Origin of the sequence: Nonomuraea sp. CA-143628, assembly GCF_050942315.1 — a bacterium.
Taxonomy (GTDB): Bacteria; Actinomycetota; Actinomycetes; order Streptosporangiales; family Streptosporangiaceae; genus Nonomuraea.
On record NZ_CP192072.1, the window covers coordinates 5,548,067 to 5,563,304 of the forward strand.

Genomic DNA, 15,238 nt, shown 5'->3' on the forward strand with positions numbered 1-15,238 from the left:
TTCAGATACGTCGCGGGCGCGGATTGGGGAAGACGATGCGGCTCCTGCTTTTCCTGGCCTTCCTGATCGTCCCGGTGCTGGAGATCTGGCTGCTGATCCAGGTCGGCTCGGTGATCGGCGGCTGGACGACCGTGGCCCTGCTCATCGCCGACAGCCTGCTGGGCGCGTGGCTGGTACGGCGTGAGGGGCGCAGGGCCTGGCGGGCGCTGCAGGACGCGCTGCAGTCCGGCCGGATGCCCGACAAGGAGCTCGCCGACGGCGGCCTGATCCTGGTGGGCGGCGCGCTGCTGCTGACGCCCGGGTTCCTGAGCGACATCCTCGGGTTCCTGTGCGTGCTGCCGGTCACGCGGCCGGCGATGCGGCGCCTGGTGTCCTGGTTCTTCGACCGCCGGGTCAAGAAGATGGCGGCGGCCTCGCCGTACGCGCACCTCTTCTCGGCGCCGGGTGGCGGGCCCGTGGACGGACACGTCAACGCGCGAGGCAACGGGCGCGGCGCCGGTGTGGTGCACGGCGAAGTGATCAGAGAAGACCGCGAGCCGTCCTGACCGCGAGCAATGCGAAGCCCCCGGACAAGGTGTCCGGGGGCTTTCACCGTGAGAAGGTGTCAGGCGCTCTTTCGACGCTGGGCCCGCAGGACCGCCAGCCTCTCGTTGAGCACCTCTTCCAGGTCCTCGATGGACCGTCGCTCCAGGAGCATGTCCCAGTGCGTCCGCGGGGGCTTCGTCTTCTTCGACTCCGGCTGCTCGCCGTCGACCCGAACCGCGGTCGCGCCGCACATGCGGCACTCCCAGGTCGCGGGAATCTCGGCCTCGGCGGCAAGCGGAACCTCGAAGCGATGGCCCTTGGGACAGGTGTAGGACACGTCCTGGCGCGGGGCCAGATCCGTGTTACGGTCGTTCTCGTAGCTGGTTGCCCCGAGCCGGGTGCCACGAAGCGCGCGCTCGCCCATGTTTAAATGCCTCCTACAGGGCCCCCATCGTGAGGGGTCTGTCTCCCACGGTGTGTAACGCTTGGTACCGTGATGGGATTCCCCCCTGCGGGGTGATCCAATCGCTCTCTTCCCGAGGAGTTGCCCGCAACCGGGCTTCCGTCGGCGTTTTGGAGCTCCGGGCCACGTGAGGGCCATGGTGGTTCTTGAGACAGTCCGCGAATCGGTCTGACCGCAAGGCGGCCTTTGCTCGCTCCCGGTAATCCGGGACGCGAGCGCGGGATGGTGGTCGGGGGACGGTAGCGCCTGACGATGGCCAAGGGACGCGGGCCGACAAGAGCGCCCCGCCGGGGACGAGCGCCCACCGGCGGGGGACAGCGGGTCTAGCGCACGCCGTACAAGTGCTCGATGGCCAGCTGGTCCAGGTGCTCGAACGCGGCGCCGCGGGCGGCCAGCGCGTCGATGTCGGGGGTGAAGGAGCGCACGTCGCGCCAGCTCTCCCCGTCGGCGAGCGTCGGCACGGCCAGCTCGTCGAGCCGGGCCGCCGCCAGCGCCTGCCGCACCTCGGGGTCGGCGCGGAAGGCCCGCACCTTCTCCCGCAGGATCAGGTAATTACGCATGCACGCCGCGGCCGACACCCACACGCCCTCGTCGTCCTCGGTGCGCGGCGGCTTGAAGTCGAAGTGGATGGGGCCGGAGAAGCCGTTGGACTCCAGGACGTCGACGGTCCAGAAGGCACCCCGGGCGTTGCCGGCGCCGAAGCGGAAGTCCTGGTCGTAGCGGGGGCCGTTCTGCCCGTTCAGGTCGATGTGGAACAGCTTGCCGTGCCACAGCGCCTGCGCGATGCCGTGTGCGTAGTTGAGCCCGGCCATCTCCTCGTGGCCCACCTCGGGGTTGAGCCCGACCAGCTCCGGGTGCTCCAGCTCGTTGATGAACGCCAGCGCGTGGCCGATGGTGGGCAGCAGGATGTCGCCCCTCGGCTCGTTGGGCTTGGGCTCGATCGCGAACTTGAGGTCGTAGTTGTGGTCCAGCACGTACGAGCCGAGCACGTCGAAGGCTTCCTTGTAGCGGTCGAGCGCCGCCTGGACGTCCTTGGCCGCGCCGCTCTCCGCGCCTTCCCTGCCTCCCCAGCACACGTACACCTGCGCGCCCAGCTCGGCGGCCAGGTCGATGTTGTCCATCACCTTGCGCAGCGCGAAGCGGCGCACGTCGCGGTCGTTGGAGGTGAAGGCGCCGTCCTTGAAGATCGGGTGCGAGAACAGGTTGGTGGTCGCCGTGGTGACCACCAGTCCGGTCTCCTCCAGCGCCTTGCGGAACGCGCCGACGCGCTCGTCGCGGTCATGGCCGTCGAAGTCGAACACGTCGTTGTCGTGGAAGTTCACCCCGTACGCGCCGATCTCGGCGAGCTTGCGCACGGCCCGGTCGGCGGGCATGGGCGCCCTGGTCGCCGGTCCGAACACATCGACTCCCGCCCAGCCGACGGTCCAGATGCCGAAGGAGAAACGGTCCTCGGGGGTGGGCGTGTAGGGGTCTACGCTCATGATCGATCCTCTCGGTGGTGCTGCCAGCCGGCCGTACGGTCGCGCAGCTCGGCGTACTGGTCACGGACATGGGGAGTGGGCGGCCCGTCATACTCCTGGACCGGCTGGGCCGTCCAGACGGGTGGCTCGGGCGTGCCGGCCAGCGCCCAGGCGGCCTGGCGGGCCGCGCCGAGCGCCACGTATTCGGCCGGCTCGGGGACGGCGACGGGCTTGCCGAAGATCTGGGGGGCGATGCGGCGCACCGCCTCGGACTTCGCGCCGCCGCCGATCAGCAGCACGCGGCGCGGTCGTACGCCCTGCGCGGTCAGGTGGTCGATGGCGTCGGCCAGGGAGGACAGCAGCCCCTCGACCGCCGCCCGCGCCAGGTTCTCGCGCGTGGCGTTGCGTGTGGTCAGGCCGGTGAGCGTGCCCGAGGCGTCCGGCCGGTTCGGGGTGCGCTCGCCGTCGAGGTAGGGCAGCAGCGTGAGCCCGCCGGCGCCCGGCGGGGCGGCCAGCGCGAACTCCGACAGCTCCGCCAGCGAGCAGCCGATCATCGAGGCCGCCGAGGACAGGATCCTGGCCGCGTTGAGCGTGGCCAGCAGCGGCATGAAGCGCCCGGTCGCGTCCGCGAACCCGGCGACCATCCCCGACTCGTCGGCGGCGGGCACCTCGCTCACCGCGAAGACCGTGCCCGAGGTCCCGATGGACACCGCGACGTCGCCGGGCCGCAGCCCGAGCCCCAGCGCCGCGCCCATGTTGTCGCCGGTGCCCGGCCCGATCGCGGCGCCGCCCGGCAGGTGCCCGACGATCTCGTTCGGCGCGGCCACGCGGGGCAGCTCGACCTCGTGCCCGATCGCGGCGGACACGAACTCGGGCAGGTATTCTCCCGTCGCCGGGGACCAGTATCCGGTGCCCGAGGCGTCGCCCCGGTCGGTCGTGAAGGCGCGGCGCTCGCCCAGCCGCCAGGTCAGCCAGTCGTGGGGCAGCAGCACGGCCGCGGTGCGGGCGGCAAGCTCCGGCTCGTGCTCGGCCAGCCAGCGGAGCTTGGTGACCGTGAACGAGGCCACGGGCACGCTGCCGGTCAGCTCGGCCCACCGGGCCGGGCCGCCCAGCTCGGTGGTCAGCCGGGTGGCCTGCGGCGCCGACCGCGTGTCGTTCCACAGCAGGGCGGGCCGCACCACCTCGCCGGAACCGTCGAGCGCGACCATGCCGTGCTGCTGGGCCGCCACCGCGACGGCGGCGGCCCGCTCCAGCAGGTGCCGCCCCTTGTCGAGCGCGCTCTCCCAATGGTGGGGATGGCACTCCGTGCCGTCGGGATGCGGGGCCGCGAACTCGTCGACCACTGTGCCGTCACCGGCCCGGCACAGCACGATCTTCGTCGACTGAGTCGAGGAGTCGACCCCGGCCACCAGTGCCTCTGTCACCAGGACTCCATATTAGTCAACTGTATGGATTAAATAGCGTAACAGACCAGCGAATCGCCAGGAAGACCCATTAGTCTTAGATTGTGACAAAACCCAGGGAAGGGCCGCTCAGGCACGCCACCATGCGCGAACGCAATCTCGCCGTGGTGCTGGAGCAGGTCGTACGCTGCCAGCCGGTCACCCGTGCCCGGCTCGCCGAGCAGACCGGGTTCACCAAGACCACCGTCTCCAACCTGCTCGCGGTGCTCGAAGGCGCCGGGCTGGTCCAGGACGGCGCGCTGGTCCAGGGCGGCGAGCGCGGCCGGCCCGGGATCGCCGTCTCGGTCAACGGCGACGGCGCCGCCGCGCTCGGGCTGGAGATCAACGTCGACTATCTCGCCGCGTGCGTCCTGGACCTGGGCCGGCGCACCCGCTACCACCAGCTCGTGACCTTCGACAACCGGGGGCGCGCGCCCGAGTCGGTGATCTCCTCGCTGGGGCGGCTGGCCGCCGAGGCCGTCGCCGCGGCCGCCGGGCAGGGCCTGGCGGTGGCGGGCGCGACGGTCGCCGTCCCCGGCCTGCTCGACCGGGAGAACGGCCTGGTCCGCCGCGCCCCGAACCTCGGCTGGACCGACGTCCCGGTCAGCGCCCTGCTCCGCGACGCGCTGCCCGACCTGCCGATCCCCGCCGCCCATGACAACGAGGCCAACCTGGCCGCGTTGGCGGAGCTGTGGTTCGGCGACGGCGCGCGGCACGGCGGCTTCATCCACGTCTCGGGAGAGATCGGGATCGGCGCCGGCATCGTCATGGACGGTCAGGTGCTGCGCGGCACGCACGGGTTCGCCGGCGAGCTCGGCCACCTCGTCGTGGAGCCGGGCGGCGCGCCGTGCACCTGCGGCGGGCGCGGCTGCCTGGAGCAGATCGCCGGCCAGGACGCCATCCTGCGCGCCGCCGGGCTGCCCGCCGTCACGGCCACCACGGCGGCCAAGCCGGACGGCCCGATCAGGGAGCTCATCGACCTGCTGGAACGCTCGGACCAGCGGGCGCTGGCCGCGCTCGACGGGGCGGGCCGGGCGCTCGGCGCCACCCTGGCCTCGGCCGTCAACCTGGTCGACCCCGGCGCGATCGTCCTCGGCGGCATCTTCTCGCCGCTGGCCTCATGGATCGGCCCGGTGGTCGAGGCCGCGCTGGGGGAGGGGAGCGGCTCGCTGCGTACCGCCGTACCGCCGGTGGTCGCCTCGGAGCTGGCGGGGAACGCGGCGGTGCTCGGCGCGGCCGGTGTGGTGATCGAACGCGTCATCGGCCACCCGGCCCTCCTGCTGTCCTCCTAGCGCCTTACCGATCCAGCGGCTTTTACCGGCGTGGCGCCCTTCGCCGATGTGCGCTCACCTCGATGTCGCGCCTTATCGCCGATGGGCGGCCGCGGGCGTGCGGGCCGGGGAGGTCGGCGCCGTGGAACGTGCGCGCCACAGTGCGACGGCCAGCCAGAGGCCGCCGACGGCGATCAGCGCGCCGTGCGCGATCCGCAGCGAGTACGGCCCGAAGAACTGCGGGATGAACAGCGCGAACCCCACCGCGAACGGCACTCCACTCCACTTGGCCAGTGTCCCGGACCGCCACACGGCCACCGCCGCCATGACCGCCCCCACGCCCAGCAGCGCTAGCCCGGCGGCGAACATGGTCACCGCCACCGGCCCGAACCGGAACTCCGCGGCCAGCTCCATCAGCGCCGGAGCCTGGTCGCGCAGCGACCGGCGGGCGATGACGCTCAGCCCGAAGTCCTCCGCGCCGTAGTAGGGCAGGGTGAGGCCCGCGCCGGTCCATGTCACCACCGCCGCCCGCAGCGACAGCCGGTCGCCCAGCACCTGGTGCAGTCCCAGGACGGCCAGCCCGGTGAGGATGAAGCCGATCATGGCCGCCAGATGGCCGTACACCCACGCCCCCGACGCGATGGCGGCCGCGTCGTCGCCGGACGGCCGCACAGCCGGATAGATGAGGAACAGCACGCCGCCGGCGGCGAAGGCCGCAGAGGTCAGCCGGGCATTCATGGTCACTCCAAAAAGAGGGAAGGGCATTGCTCTTTTGTGTGAGCAATGCTCTCCCTTTGGAGCGTTGATGTCAAGAGCGGTGCTCTCGCTTGGCGAGCAGGGGTACGAGGGTGCGGTCGCCGAGGCGGGTCATCGCGGCCAGCGGCTTCGTCGCCGCACCGACCAGCAGCGGCAGGCCCGGCTTGCCCGTCGCCCTGGCCAGGGCGGGGCCGAGCGCGGCCATCATGGCGGTCAGGCCCGGCAGCGGCCTGATCCACATGGTGATCTCCTTGATCAGGCCCCGGTCGTCGAGGTGCAGCAGGGCCGACTCCTCGATCTCCTGGCGGCCCAGGCGGGCGGTGGCGGCGAGCATGCGGGTTCGCTCGTCGCCCACGTCCGTGTGATAGCGCAGGTCGGACAGGGCGCCCATCGCCGCGGTGAACAGGTCGCGTACCTGTTCCTGGCCGCTGAAGGTCGCCGTGGCGCTGAGAGGGGAGTGGAAGACCACGTCCGGCGCCAGGGTGGACATGATCCCGTTGACGTTCTTCGCCTCGCCGGCTTCGCGGTAGGCGCGGGCAGGTGAGTCCTGAATGTGAACTGTCATGAGTTCACTTTATCAACCCACTATGCTGGGGTCGTGAACAGGTTCGGGGAGATGCACTGCTCCATCGCTCAGGCCGTCGGTGTGGTCGCCGAGCCGTGGACGCCGTTGATCCTGCGGGATCTTTTCCTGGGGGTGTGCCGGTTCGACGATCTCGCGGAGGATCTGGGCATCTCGCGCAACCTGCTGACGCGGCGGCTGGAGCGCCTGGTGGAGGCGGGGGTGGTGGAGCGGCGGCCCTATCAGGAACGGCCGGTGCGCTTCACGTACACGCTGACCGAGGCGGGCCGTGACATCGTGCCAGCGCTGTTCACGCTGATGGCCTGGGGGGACCGCTGGGCGACCCCGCCCGGCGGGCCGCCCGCGCTGCTGGTGCACTCCTGCGGCGAGCGGTTCACGCCGGTCGTGACGTGCCCGCACTGCGGGGGGCGGGCCGACGCGGACACGGTGCGGGCCGTAGGCGGCCCCGGCGCCGCTCAGGGGCCCGGCACGATGGTCCTCGCCGCTCCCGGCAGGCGCGACGAGCTCGTCCCCGACAGACGCGACGGGGCCGCCCCGCAAAACGGCGAGGCGGCCCCGTAAGACACGGCAAAGGCGTCAGATCCGCGCGGGCACCTCGTTGCCCGCGTCGCGGATGGCCTTCGGCAGGTTGACCATGGCCAGCAGGACGAAGCCGATGATGAAGAAAATGATCATCGAGATGATGGCGATCCGGTAGCTGTTGGTGAGCTGGATCGCGATCGTCACCGTCAGGGAGCCGATGAACGCCGACCCCTTGTCGCTGATCTGCAGCAGGCTGAAGTATTCGGCCTCCCGCCCCTTCGGGATCACCAGCGAGAACAGCGAGCGCGACAGCGCCTGGGTGCCGCCCAGCACGATCGAGATGGCGAAGGCCAGCAGGTAGAACTGCAGGGCGGCTCTCTCTTGCAGGAAGTACGCGATCAGCACGATCACCGTCCACACCACCAGGCTGCCCAGCACTGTGTGCTTGGTGCCGAACCGGCGGGCCAGCCAGCCCATCAGCAGCGCGCCGAAGAACGCCACGAACTGCACCATGAGGATCGCGCTGATCTGCGTCTCCTTGCTCAGCTTGAGCGCCTCAGAGGCGAAGGCCGAGCTGTTGCCGATGACGGTCTGCACGCCGTCGTTGTAGACGAGGTAGGCCACCAGGAACAGCATCGTCAGCGGATATCGGCGCAGCTCGCTCAGCGTACGGCCGAGCTGCTTGAAGCTGCCGCCGACAGAGCGCAGCGCCGTGCTCTCGTGGGCCGCGACCGGCCGGTTGCGCAGCCTCAGCAGGGGGACGATCGTGAAGACGGCCCACCACAGGCCCGCCGACATCATGCTGATCCGCACCGACATGCCCTCGTCCAGCCCGAAGCTCTCGTGCTTGAGATAGAGGACCAGGTTGAGCGCGAGCAGCACGCCGCCGCCCAGGTAGCCGATCGCCCAGCCGCGCGAGGAGACGCGGTCGCGTTCCTCGGCGGTGGAGATCTGCGGCAGGAACGAGTCGTAGACCACCACGGACGAGCCGTAGGCCAGGTTGGCCAGGATGAACAGCACCCCGCCCAGCATGTAGCGGTCGCCCTCGAGGAAGTACAGGCCCACGGTGGCCAGCGCGCCCACGTAGGCGAAGCCGCCGAGCATCTCCTTCTTGCGGCCGGTGTGGTCGGCCAGCGCGCCCACGACCGGCAGGAAGAGGATCTGCAGCAGCACCGCCACGGTCAGCGTCAGCCCGAAGAAGGCGGCCGGTCTGATGTCGGCGCCCAGCACGTCCACGTAGCCCAGGCCCGGGTTGGCCTCGGCCAGCTTGTCGAAGTCGGTCGAGCAGGTGGCGGCCGCGACCGAGGGGAAGTCCTTGGCGCAGGCCGCGGTCCTGGCGACCGAGATGAGGTAGGGGCTGAGGAAGACCGAGATGATCGTGGTGTAGAAGGCGGAGTTGGCCCAGTCGTAGACGTACCAGCCGCGTTGTTCGCGTCTGCGTGCCGAGGGAGAGTCGGCGGTGTCGTCGGGAGCCGCGGGGGGTGCGGGTACGGGCATGTGTCGTGTCGCTCCTATGCGGCCATGCGGCCCGGATGCCACAGGCCGCGACGCTCCAGCACGTCACGCAGGCCGGTGACGTTGTCGGTCATGACACCGTCGACGCCGAGGTCGAGCAGGTGCTCCATGCGGGCGGGGTCGTTGATCGTCCATACGTGCACCTGCATGCCGATGGCGTGCGCCGTACGGATGAGACGGCCGGTGGTGACGCGCAGGCCGCGGAAGCCCACCGGCACCTGCGCGCAGGGCACGCCCGCGCGCTTGAGCCGGGTCAGCAGCCGGCCGTAGCCGGAGGTGGACGCGGCGGCGCGCAGCGCGGCGACGCCGCGCGGGCCGAGCGCCGAGCAGACCTCCCGGCCGAGCGCGGCCCTGGCCAGCACCAGGCGCTCGTCGGAGAAGGAGGTCAGGCAGATCCGGTCGTAGGCCCCGGTGCGCCGGACCGCCTCGGCGAGCGGCGCGATCGCGGCGGCCTCCTTCACGTCGATGTTGAAGCGGATCTCCGGCCAGCCGCCGAGCAGATCCTCCAGCAGCGGGATCTCGTGCACACCCCCGATGCGCGCCTGCCTGACCGTGCTGTAGGGCAGCTCCGAGATGCGGCCGCGCCGGTCGGTGACCCGGTCGAGGGTGTGGTCGTGGAAGGCGAGCAGCACGCCGTCGGCCGTGGCGTGCGCGTCGGTCTCCAGGTAGCGATAGCCCAGCCGGACGGCCTGTTCGAAGGCCGCGACGGAGTTCTCGGCGCCCTCGGCGGCGCCCCCGCGATGCGCGAAGGCCAGCGGGCCCGGATGATCGAGAAACGCGAAGCGGCGGCTGAGCACGTCCTGAAGTATGCCTTCCGTGGGTGAAAAATAAGGTTACGAATCAGGGAGATTCTGCCATTCCTGGCGCCGGGCCTCGGCCAGCGCGATGGCGGCGGCCACCGAGACGTTGAACGAGCCGACCCGCCCGACTTGCGGGATGTAGCAGACCCCGTCGACGGCGTCGAGCAGGGCCGGTGAGCAGCCGTGGTCCTCGCTGCCGACCACCAGGCACACGTCGCGGCCCAGGTCGGCCCGGTGCAGCGGCACGGCCTCGGCGGTCAGTTCGATGGCCAGCACGGAGTAGCCGTCCTCGCGGGCGGCCTTGACCGCGTCGACGGCGGGGACCGCCTCGTGCCAGGTGACCAGCCGCTCGGTGCCGAGTGCCGTCTTTCCCGCCTTCGGGTTGGTCGGCGGGGTGGCGTTGCCCGCGAGCCAGATCTGCTCGACGCCGAACGCGGCGGCGCTGCGGAAGATCGAGCCGACGTTGAACGGGCCGGTGACCGACTCGAGGATCAGCGACAGCCGGTTCGAGGTGTTTCTGCGCCAGGTGCGGTTGAGCCGCTTGACGTCGGTGGGGCGCAGCTGCCTTCTCATCGGGTTACCTTCAGGATTCGGTAGGCGGCGCGGGAGGCCGCGCGGCCGGCCTGCCAGCCCTGCTCGCCGAGCCAGCGCTGCAGCGAGTCGGAGCCGAGGTGCTTCTGTACGACCAGGTAGGCGACGCCGTCGGGCGTCAGCCGGGTGAGCCAGCGGGTGAGCATCTCGTGCAGGGCGGGCTTGCCAATACGGATAGCGGGATTAGACCAGATAGCCCGAAATTTCAGGTCATCGGGTACCTCGTCGATATGCAGCGACCTTACTTTGTCAAGGCGCGCGGCCTGGGCGTTGCGCGCGGTGAGCTCCACGCTGCGCCGGTTCACATCCACGGCCCAGACGGTCGCGCCGGGCGCCCGCGAGGCCATGGTCAGCGCGATCGGGCCGTAGCCGCAGCCCAGGTCGAGCAGGTCGCCCTCCTGCGGTGGCGGCGGCACGCTCTCCAGCAGCACGCGGGTGCCGAGATCGACCCGCTCGGGCGAGAACACCCCCCGGTCGGTCTCCAGCCGCAGGTGCAGGTCGGGCAGCACCAGGTCGACGGAGCCCGGCCGGCTCGCGGTCCGCGGTTGCTCGGAGAAGTAGTGGGCCACGTGGCAAAACGTTACGGGATGCGGGCACCGAACAGGACCGCGGCACCCGCCACCAGCAGCCCGGCCACGAGGGCGGCCACGATGAACCACTGGGTGACCTCTTGATTCACCAGCTTGAAGCCGAGAGAGGTGCCGATCTGCTCGTAGACGTCACGCAGCTCGCTGCCGGACTCCGCGGCGTAGGCCCGGCCGCTGGTGCCGTCGGACAGCGACTGCAGGGTCTGCTTGTTGACCGGCACGTTCACCGGCCGGCCGTCGATGGAGACGGTGCCCTCCTGCGTGCCGTACGCGATCGTGGAGACCGGCACCCGGGCCTGCTGGGCGGCGTCGATGGCCTCGTTGACGCCCCGGCCCGAGGTGTTGTCACCGTCGGACAGCAGCACGATCGCGGCCGGTGGCGGGTCGGTGGCGGCCTGCTGGTCGAAGGAGCGTACGGAGTCGAGCGAGTTGAACACCGCCTCGCCGATCGCGGTGCCCGGCCGGGTGGTCAGGTTGCCGATCGCGGTCACGACGGCCTGGTGGTCGGTGGTGGGCGCGATGACCACGTTGGCCGAGCGGGCGAAGGAGACCACGCCGACGTTGAACCGGTCGGGCAGCTCCCTGGCGAACGCCTGGGCGGCGGCCTTGGCGGCGCTGATCCTGCTGGGCTGGACGTCGTCGGCGTCCATGGACAGCGACACGTCCAGCGCGATCATGATGGTGGCCCGGTCGCGCGGCACCTTCACCTGGTCGGCCGGCTTGGCCGCGCCGATGACCAGGAGCGACATCATGGCCAGGAACAGCAGCGGCGCCACGTGCCGCCGCCAGCCGGGGCCCGCGGGCGCGACCAGGTCGAGCAGCGCGAGGTTGGTGAAGCGCACGGTGTAGCGGCGCCGGGCGAACTGCGCCACGACGTATCCGACCACGAGCAGCGCCACCGCCGCGAACAGCCACAACCACGCCGGCGACAGAAAGGTCACCCTGCCTCCTTCTTTCGGCCTGCCTCCTTCGGCACAGGGCCATTGTCGCGCTGTTCGATGGCGTTCCTGCTACGCACGTGCCCTCCGATGGGCGAGATGGGTCATGCGCCGCTGGCGGAGGACGAACTGCGCGATGTCGAACACCCAGTCCCTGTCGGTCCGCAGCACCAGATGCGCCACACCGGCGCGGCGCAGCGCGGCCTTGGTGCCTTCGCGTTGCAGTGCTGCCGCTTCGGCATAGTCTCGGCGTACTTTAGGGGAAAGGTGCACTTCGCGTACGTGCCCGCTCTCGGGGTCGGCGAACGCGACCCGGCCCACATCGGGGAGTTCGAGCTCGCGCGGATCGATGATCTCCACGGCCAGCACCTGGTGGCGGGCCGACAATCGCTTGATCGGCCGCTCCCAGGGCCGCTCGGCGCCGGGGTCGAGCTCGGGCTTGGCGTCGAGGAAGTCCGACACGATCAGCCGCATGCCGCGCCGCCTGCGGGTGGCGGCCAGCACGTCGATGCCCTCCGCCAGGTCGGGCGCGTCGGGTACGGCCTGCCCGCGCGGCGCGTCCATCAGCGAGTGCAGCAGCCCGTACAGGGCGGGCCGCCCGGTGCGCGCCGGCATCCGGTGCACGAACTCGTCGTGCAGCACCAGCGCCCCGAACCGGTCGCCCATCCGGCTGGACAGGAATCCGATCGCGCCCACCGCGGCCACCACCAGGTCGCGCTTGTCGCTGTCGGCGGTGCCGAAGTCCATGCTGGGCGACAGATCGGCCAGCGCCCACGTCTCCAGCTCGCGGTCGGCGATCAGGTCGCGCACGTGCGGCACGGTCGTGCGGGCGGTGACCGCCCAGTCCATCCGGCGCACGTCGTCCTCGCCGGGCACGTAGACGCGGCTGTCGCCCGCCTCGCTGCCGGTCCCCGGCAGCAGCCCCAGGTGAGCGCCGTGCAGCAGCCCGTCGAGCCGCCGGGTCACCGTCAGCTCCAGCCGCCGCAGCGCCTGCTCGGCCGTCCTCATCGGTTCTGGTCCCTCATCGGTTCTGGTTCCACACGACCAGAGGGGGCGGTACGGCGTGCAAGATCTGCCGGACGACCTGTTCGGGATCGACGCCGTCGGCCAGCGCGTCGAAGGTGAGCATGAGCCGGTGCGACATCACGTCGACGGCCACGTCCCGTACGTCGTCGGGCAGCAGGTAGTCGCGGCCGCGCAGCAGGGCCAGGGCGCGCCCGGCGGAGACCAGGCCGAGCGTGGCGCGCGGGCTGACGCCGATCTCGATGGTGTCGGCCAGCTGGCCCAGCCCGTACTCGGCGGGCGAGCGGGTGGACATGACCAGCCGTACGACATAGTCGGCGACGAGCTGGTGGACCGAGATCTGCTCGGCCGCCTCCTGCAGCGCCATCAGCCGCGTGGGGTCCAGCACGCGCTCGGGCGTCGGCGGGGTGACGCTCATGCGGTGCAGGATCTCCAGCTCCTCGTGGGCGCTCGGGTGCGGCACCCGTACGCGGAACAGGAACCGGTCGCGCTGCACCTCGGGCAGCGGGTAGACGCCCTCGGACTCGATCGGGTTCTGGGTGGCCAGCACGATGAACGGCTTGGGCAGCTGGTGCGTGACCCCGGCCAGCGTGACCTGGCGCTCGGCCATCACCTCCAGCAGCGCCGACTGAACCTTGGCGGGCGCCCGGTTGATCTCGTCGGCGAGCAGGAAGTTGACGAACACCGGACCCAGCTCGACGTCGAACTTCTCGTTGGAGGGATGGAACACGCGGGTGCCGACGATGTCGCTCGGCACCAGGTCCGGGGTGAACTGGATCCGGGCGAACGTGCCGCCCACCACCGTGGCCAAGGTGGCGGCGGCGAGGGTCTTGGCGACGCCTGGCACGCCTTCCAGCAGGCAGTGACCGCGGGCCAGCAACGCGACGACCAGCCTCTCGACCATGTGGTCCTGGCCGACGATCACCCGCCGGACCTCGTCAAGGGTCTGACGCAGCACGGCCGCATCGGTTTCGTCTGGCAAATCTTCGGCGACGCTCATGACGCCATTCCACCAAACGTCCCGCAAACGTGCACGGCGCCGGTCTGTGCTTTCATGGCAAACGTGGCCAGTCCGCTGCAGTACGGAGATCCGCCCCGGCTGGGGCCGTTCGTGGTGCAGGCCCGCCTGCACTCGGCGCCGGCCGGTTTCGTCTACCTCGGGCAGGGGGCGGACGGGCGCGCCGTCTCCCTGGCCGTGCTGACCCGGGGCGCCGCCTTCGACGCCGCCGCGCGCGAACGGTTCGTCACCGTGATGCGCGAGGCCGCGCCCGCCGGCATGCGCGGCTGGCTCGGCCGGGCCACCAAGACGCGCGCCGCGGTGCTGGACGGCGCGCCGGAGGTTTTGGCGATGGAGACCGGCACGGCGCCCTGGGTGGCGGTGCCGTACGCGCCGGGGCGGCCTGGGGCCGAGTGGTTCCTGGAGCCGGTGATGGTCGGCGGCACCCTCATCGGCCAGGCGCACGGCCCGGACTTCGTGCCGTACTGGCTGACCGACCGCGCCCCCGCCCTGCCCGGCCAGCCGCGCGGCCGCCGGCCGCTCACGGAGACGCGCCAGCGGGTGCTGCTGGCCGCGCTGGCGCTGGCCGTGCTGTTGCTGCTGGCCACGGTGATCGCGCTGCTGCTGATCATGGGCAGGGAGGACGCCGAGCCGCTGCCCAGGCCGCTGCCGCCGACGAACTTCCAGCCGACGGCGCCCCCGACGCCGGCCACACCGGAGCCGCAGCAGCCGACGCCCAGCCCGTCGCCGTCGCAGACCAAGAGCGGTCAGGGCACGCCGGGGCCGTCGCCCGGCGAGGACACGGGAGACGGCTCGCCGCTCTGACCGCCGTTAATCGGCTTGAGCCTCACGTCGCGTGAGGTTCTAGCGTCCTTGGACATGGAATTCATTGTTCAAGACACGCTCACGCCCATGGCCGAGCTGCTGGAGCAGCCGCTGGAGCGGCGTCCCGGCCTGTTGCGCGATCTGCTCGCGCCCATCCGCCAGGCCATCCCGGTGCCGGGCGACATTGTCGACATCCACCACCAGGGCAGCGGCTTCCGGGTGGACGCCGAGGACCCCCGCTATCTCCCCGCGCTCCACGCCATGATGGAGGCGGACGTCCTGGGGCAGATCGAGCGCGAGCTGCATCGGGCCGCCGATCGGCTGTCCGGCCTCAAGCTGCCCGACTCGTCGCGGGTGCTGTTCGTGCTCGGCGATCCCGGCAGTGAGCAGCTGATGAAGGTCACGAGCGGCTACTACGGGATGGGCAGCCGGCCTGGCCTGCTGTACCTGCTCGGCTGGCCATCGGAGGAGGTCATCGGCAGGATCGCGCACTGCGCCGTCCACGAGTTCCACCACCAGGCGCGCTACACCAACGTGCCGTGGCATCCGACGGTGGGGGAGCACGTGATCTCCGAAGGGCTGGCGGAGGCGTTCGTACGGGAGCTGTCGGGGGCCGAGGCCATGGGGCCGTGGTCGTCGATGGTCAGCGGCGATGAGCTGGAGCGCGCCGAGGAGAAGATCATGGCCGACTTCGATCTGGAGGGGATGCACCTCACGTCCGCGTACGTGCTGGGGGACACCACCGTCGCGCGGTTCGGGCAGGAGCCTCGCGGCATTCCGGACATGGCGGGATATGCGGTGGGGTTGCGGCTGGTGGACGCGCACCTGGCCGCCACCGGGATGACGGTCGCGGAGAGCACGGCACTGCCGCTGTCGCAGCTCGTGAGGCGACGCTTCGACTCAGCCGGGTGAGGGTATGAACTGTCGCTGGCATTCGCTA

At 71.1% G+C, this 15,238-nt stretch carries 17 protein-coding genes; 5 read left to right on the forward strand and 12 right to left on the reverse strand.

The window, feature by feature from the left end; genetic code table 11:
• Positions 1-35: 35 nt before the first annotated feature.
• A complete protein-coding gene (locus ACQP2T_RS25370; RefSeq protein ID WP_433518528.1) occupies positions 36-545 on the forward strand; it encodes an FxsA family protein in 510 nt (169 codons plus the stop codon).
• A gap of 59 nt (positions 546-604) precedes the next feature.
• On the opposite strand, the gene ACQP2T_RS25375 is transcribed toward ACQP2T_RS25370, so the two are convergent.
• From ACQP2T_RS25375 to xylB, 3 genes are all read right to left on the reverse strand, one after another.
• Positions 605-949 carry an RNA polymerase-binding protein RbpA gene (locus ACQP2T_RS25375; RefSeq protein ID WP_103962598.1) on the reverse strand — a complete coding sequence of 115 codons (345 nt, stop codon included), beginning with the start codon at positions 947-949 and terminating at the stop codon, positions 605-607.
• Positions 950-1,311: 362 nt separating this feature from the next.
• Positions 1,312-2,469 (reverse strand): xylose isomerase, encoded by a 1,158-nt coding sequence (xylA, locus tag ACQP2T_RS25380; RefSeq protein ID WP_358540847.1) that lies wholly within the window; start codon positions 2,467-2,469, stop codon positions 1,312-1,314.
• On the reverse strand, positions 2,466-3,872 hold the full coding sequence (gene xylB, locus ACQP2T_RS25385) for a xylulokinase (RefSeq protein WP_433518529.1): 1,407 nt from the start codon (positions 3,870-3,872) through the stop codon (positions 2,466-2,468). Before xylB ends, xylA begins: the two co-directional genes overlap by 4 nt.
• Positions 3,873-3,955: 83 nt before the next feature.
• Between xylB and ACQP2T_RS25390 the strand changes: the two genes are divergently transcribed.
• On the forward strand, positions 3,956-5,182 hold the full coding sequence (locus ACQP2T_RS25390; protein ID WP_433518530.1) for an ROK family protein: 1,227 nt from the start codon (positions 3,956-3,958) through the stop codon (positions 5,180-5,182).
• A gap of 72 nt (positions 5,183-5,254) precedes the next feature.
• Here the strand turns inward: ACQP2T_RS25390 and ACQP2T_RS25395 are convergent, their stop codons facing one another.
• Together ACQP2T_RS25395 and ACQP2T_RS25400 are read right to left on the reverse strand one after the other, a co-directional pair.
• Positions 5,255-5,899, reverse strand: a complete 645-nt coding sequence (locus ACQP2T_RS25395; protein WP_433518531.1) for a hypothetical protein — start codon at positions 5,897-5,899, stop codon at positions 5,255-5,257.
• Positions 5,900-5,969: 70 nt separating this feature from the next.
• Entirely contained in the window at positions 5,970-6,482 is a 513-nt protein-coding gene (locus ACQP2T_RS25400; RefSeq protein WP_433518532.1) for a nuclear transport factor 2 family protein, read from the reverse strand.
• 33 nt (positions 6,483-6,515) lie between these two features.
• On the opposite strand from ACQP2T_RS25400, the gene ACQP2T_RS25405 reads away from it, so the two are divergent.
• Entirely contained in the window at positions 6,516-7,061 is a 546-nt protein-coding gene (locus tag ACQP2T_RS25405; RefSeq protein ID WP_433518533.1) for a winged helix-turn-helix transcriptional regulator, read from the forward strand.
• Between the two features lie 15 nt (positions 7,062-7,076).
• Here the strand turns inward: ACQP2T_RS25405 and ACQP2T_RS25410 are convergent, their stop codons facing one another.
• The 7 genes from ACQP2T_RS25410 to ACQP2T_RS25440 form a co-directional block, all read right to left on the reverse strand.
• Entirely contained in the window at positions 7,077-8,519 is a 1,443-nt protein-coding gene (locus ACQP2T_RS25410; protein WP_433518534.1) for an MFS transporter, read from the reverse strand.
• A gap of 14 nt (positions 8,520-8,533) precedes the next feature.
• A complete protein-coding gene (locus ACQP2T_RS25415) occupies positions 8,534-9,334 on the reverse strand; it encodes a glycerophosphodiester phosphodiesterase family protein (protein ID WP_433518535.1) in 801 nt (266 codons plus the stop codon).
• 36 nt (positions 9,335-9,370) lie between these two features.
• On the reverse strand, positions 9,371-9,910 hold the full coding sequence (locus ACQP2T_RS25420; RefSeq protein ID WP_433518536.1) for a TrmH family RNA methyltransferase: 540 nt from the start codon (positions 9,908-9,910) through the stop codon (positions 9,371-9,373).
• Complete coding sequence (locus tag ACQP2T_RS25425) at positions 9,907-10,497, reverse strand: class I SAM-dependent methyltransferase (RefSeq protein ID WP_433518537.1); 591 nt, start codon at positions 10,495-10,497, stop codon at positions 9,907-9,909. The genes ACQP2T_RS25420 and ACQP2T_RS25425 overlap by 4 nt, the downstream gene beginning before the upstream one ends.
• An 11-nt stretch (positions 10,498-10,508) precedes the next feature.
• Complete coding sequence (locus tag ACQP2T_RS25430) at positions 10,509-11,456, reverse strand: VWA domain-containing protein (protein ID WP_433518538.1); 948 nt, start codon at positions 11,454-11,456, stop codon at positions 10,509-10,511.
• A 69-nt stretch (positions 11,457-11,525) separates the two neighbouring features.
• Positions 11,526-12,461: a DUF58 domain-containing protein gene (locus ACQP2T_RS25435; protein ID WP_433518539.1), complete on the reverse strand. Its 936-nt coding sequence runs from the start codon at positions 12,459-12,461 to the stop codon at positions 11,526-11,528.
• Between the two features lie 13 nt (positions 12,462-12,474).
• Positions 12,475-13,476 carry an AAA family ATPase gene (locus ACQP2T_RS25440; RefSeq protein ID WP_433518540.1) on the reverse strand — a complete coding sequence of 334 codons (1,002 nt, stop codon included), beginning with the start codon at positions 13,474-13,476 and terminating at the stop codon, positions 12,475-12,477.
• A gap of 54 nt (positions 13,477-13,530) precedes the next feature.
• Between ACQP2T_RS25440 and ACQP2T_RS25445 the strand changes: the two genes are divergently transcribed.
• Positions 13,531-14,298, forward strand: coding sequence for a hypothetical protein (locus ACQP2T_RS25445; RefSeq protein WP_433518541.1), 768 nt, complete (start codon positions 13,531-13,533; stop codon positions 14,296-14,298).
• A gap of 54 nt (positions 14,299-14,352) precedes the next feature.
• Positions 14,353-15,210, forward strand: coding sequence for a DUF2268 domain-containing protein (locus ACQP2T_RS25450; protein WP_433518542.1), 858 nt, complete (start codon positions 14,353-14,355; stop codon positions 15,208-15,210).
• Positions 15,211-15,238 lie beyond the last annotated feature (28 nt).

Bases quoted from the DNA above. Each gene is read 5' to 3' on its own strand.
- ACQP2T_RS25370 (WP_433518528.1), top strand. From the start codon at position 36: ATGCGGCTCCTGCTTTTCCTGGCCTTCCTGATCGTCCCGGTGCTGGAG.
- ACQP2T_RS25440 (WP_433518540.1), bottom strand. From the start codon at position 13,476: ATGAGCGTCGCCGAAGATTTGCCAGACGAAACCGATGCGGCCGTGCTG.
- ACQP2T_RS25375 (WP_103962598.1), bottom strand. From the start codon at position 949: ATGGGCGAGCGCGCGCTTCGTGGCACCCGGCTCGGGGCAACCAGCTAC.
- ACQP2T_RS25395 (WP_433518531.1), bottom strand. From the start codon at position 5,899: ATGAATGCCCGGCTGACCTCTGCGGCCTTCGCCGCCGGCGGCGTGCTG.
- ACQP2T_RS25450 (WP_433518542.1), top strand. From the start codon at position 14,353: ATGGAATTCATTGTTCAAGACACGCTCACGCCCATGGCCGAGCTGCTG.
- ACQP2T_RS25445 (WP_433518541.1), top strand. From the start codon at position 13,531: ATGGCAAACGTGGCCAGTCCGCTGCAGTACGGAGATCCGCCCCGGCTG.
- xylA (WP_358540847.1), bottom strand. From the start codon at position 2,469: ATGAGCGTAGACCCCTACACGCCCACCCCCGAGGACCGTTTCTCCTTC.
- ACQP2T_RS25400 (WP_433518532.1), bottom strand. From the start codon at position 6,482: ATGACAGTTCACATTCAGGACTCACCTGCCCGCGCCTACCGCGAAGCC.
- ACQP2T_RS25420 (WP_433518536.1), bottom strand. From the start codon at position 9,910: ATGAGAAGGCAGCTGCGCCCCACCGACGTCAAGCGGCTCAACCGCACC.
- ACQP2T_RS25410 (WP_433518534.1), bottom strand. From the start codon at position 8,519: ATGCCCGTACCCGCACCCCCCGCGGCTCCCGACGACACCGCCGACTCT.
- ACQP2T_RS25435 (WP_433518539.1), bottom strand. From the start codon at position 12,461: ATGAGGACGGCCGAGCAGGCGCTGCGGCGGCTGGAGCTGACGGTGACC.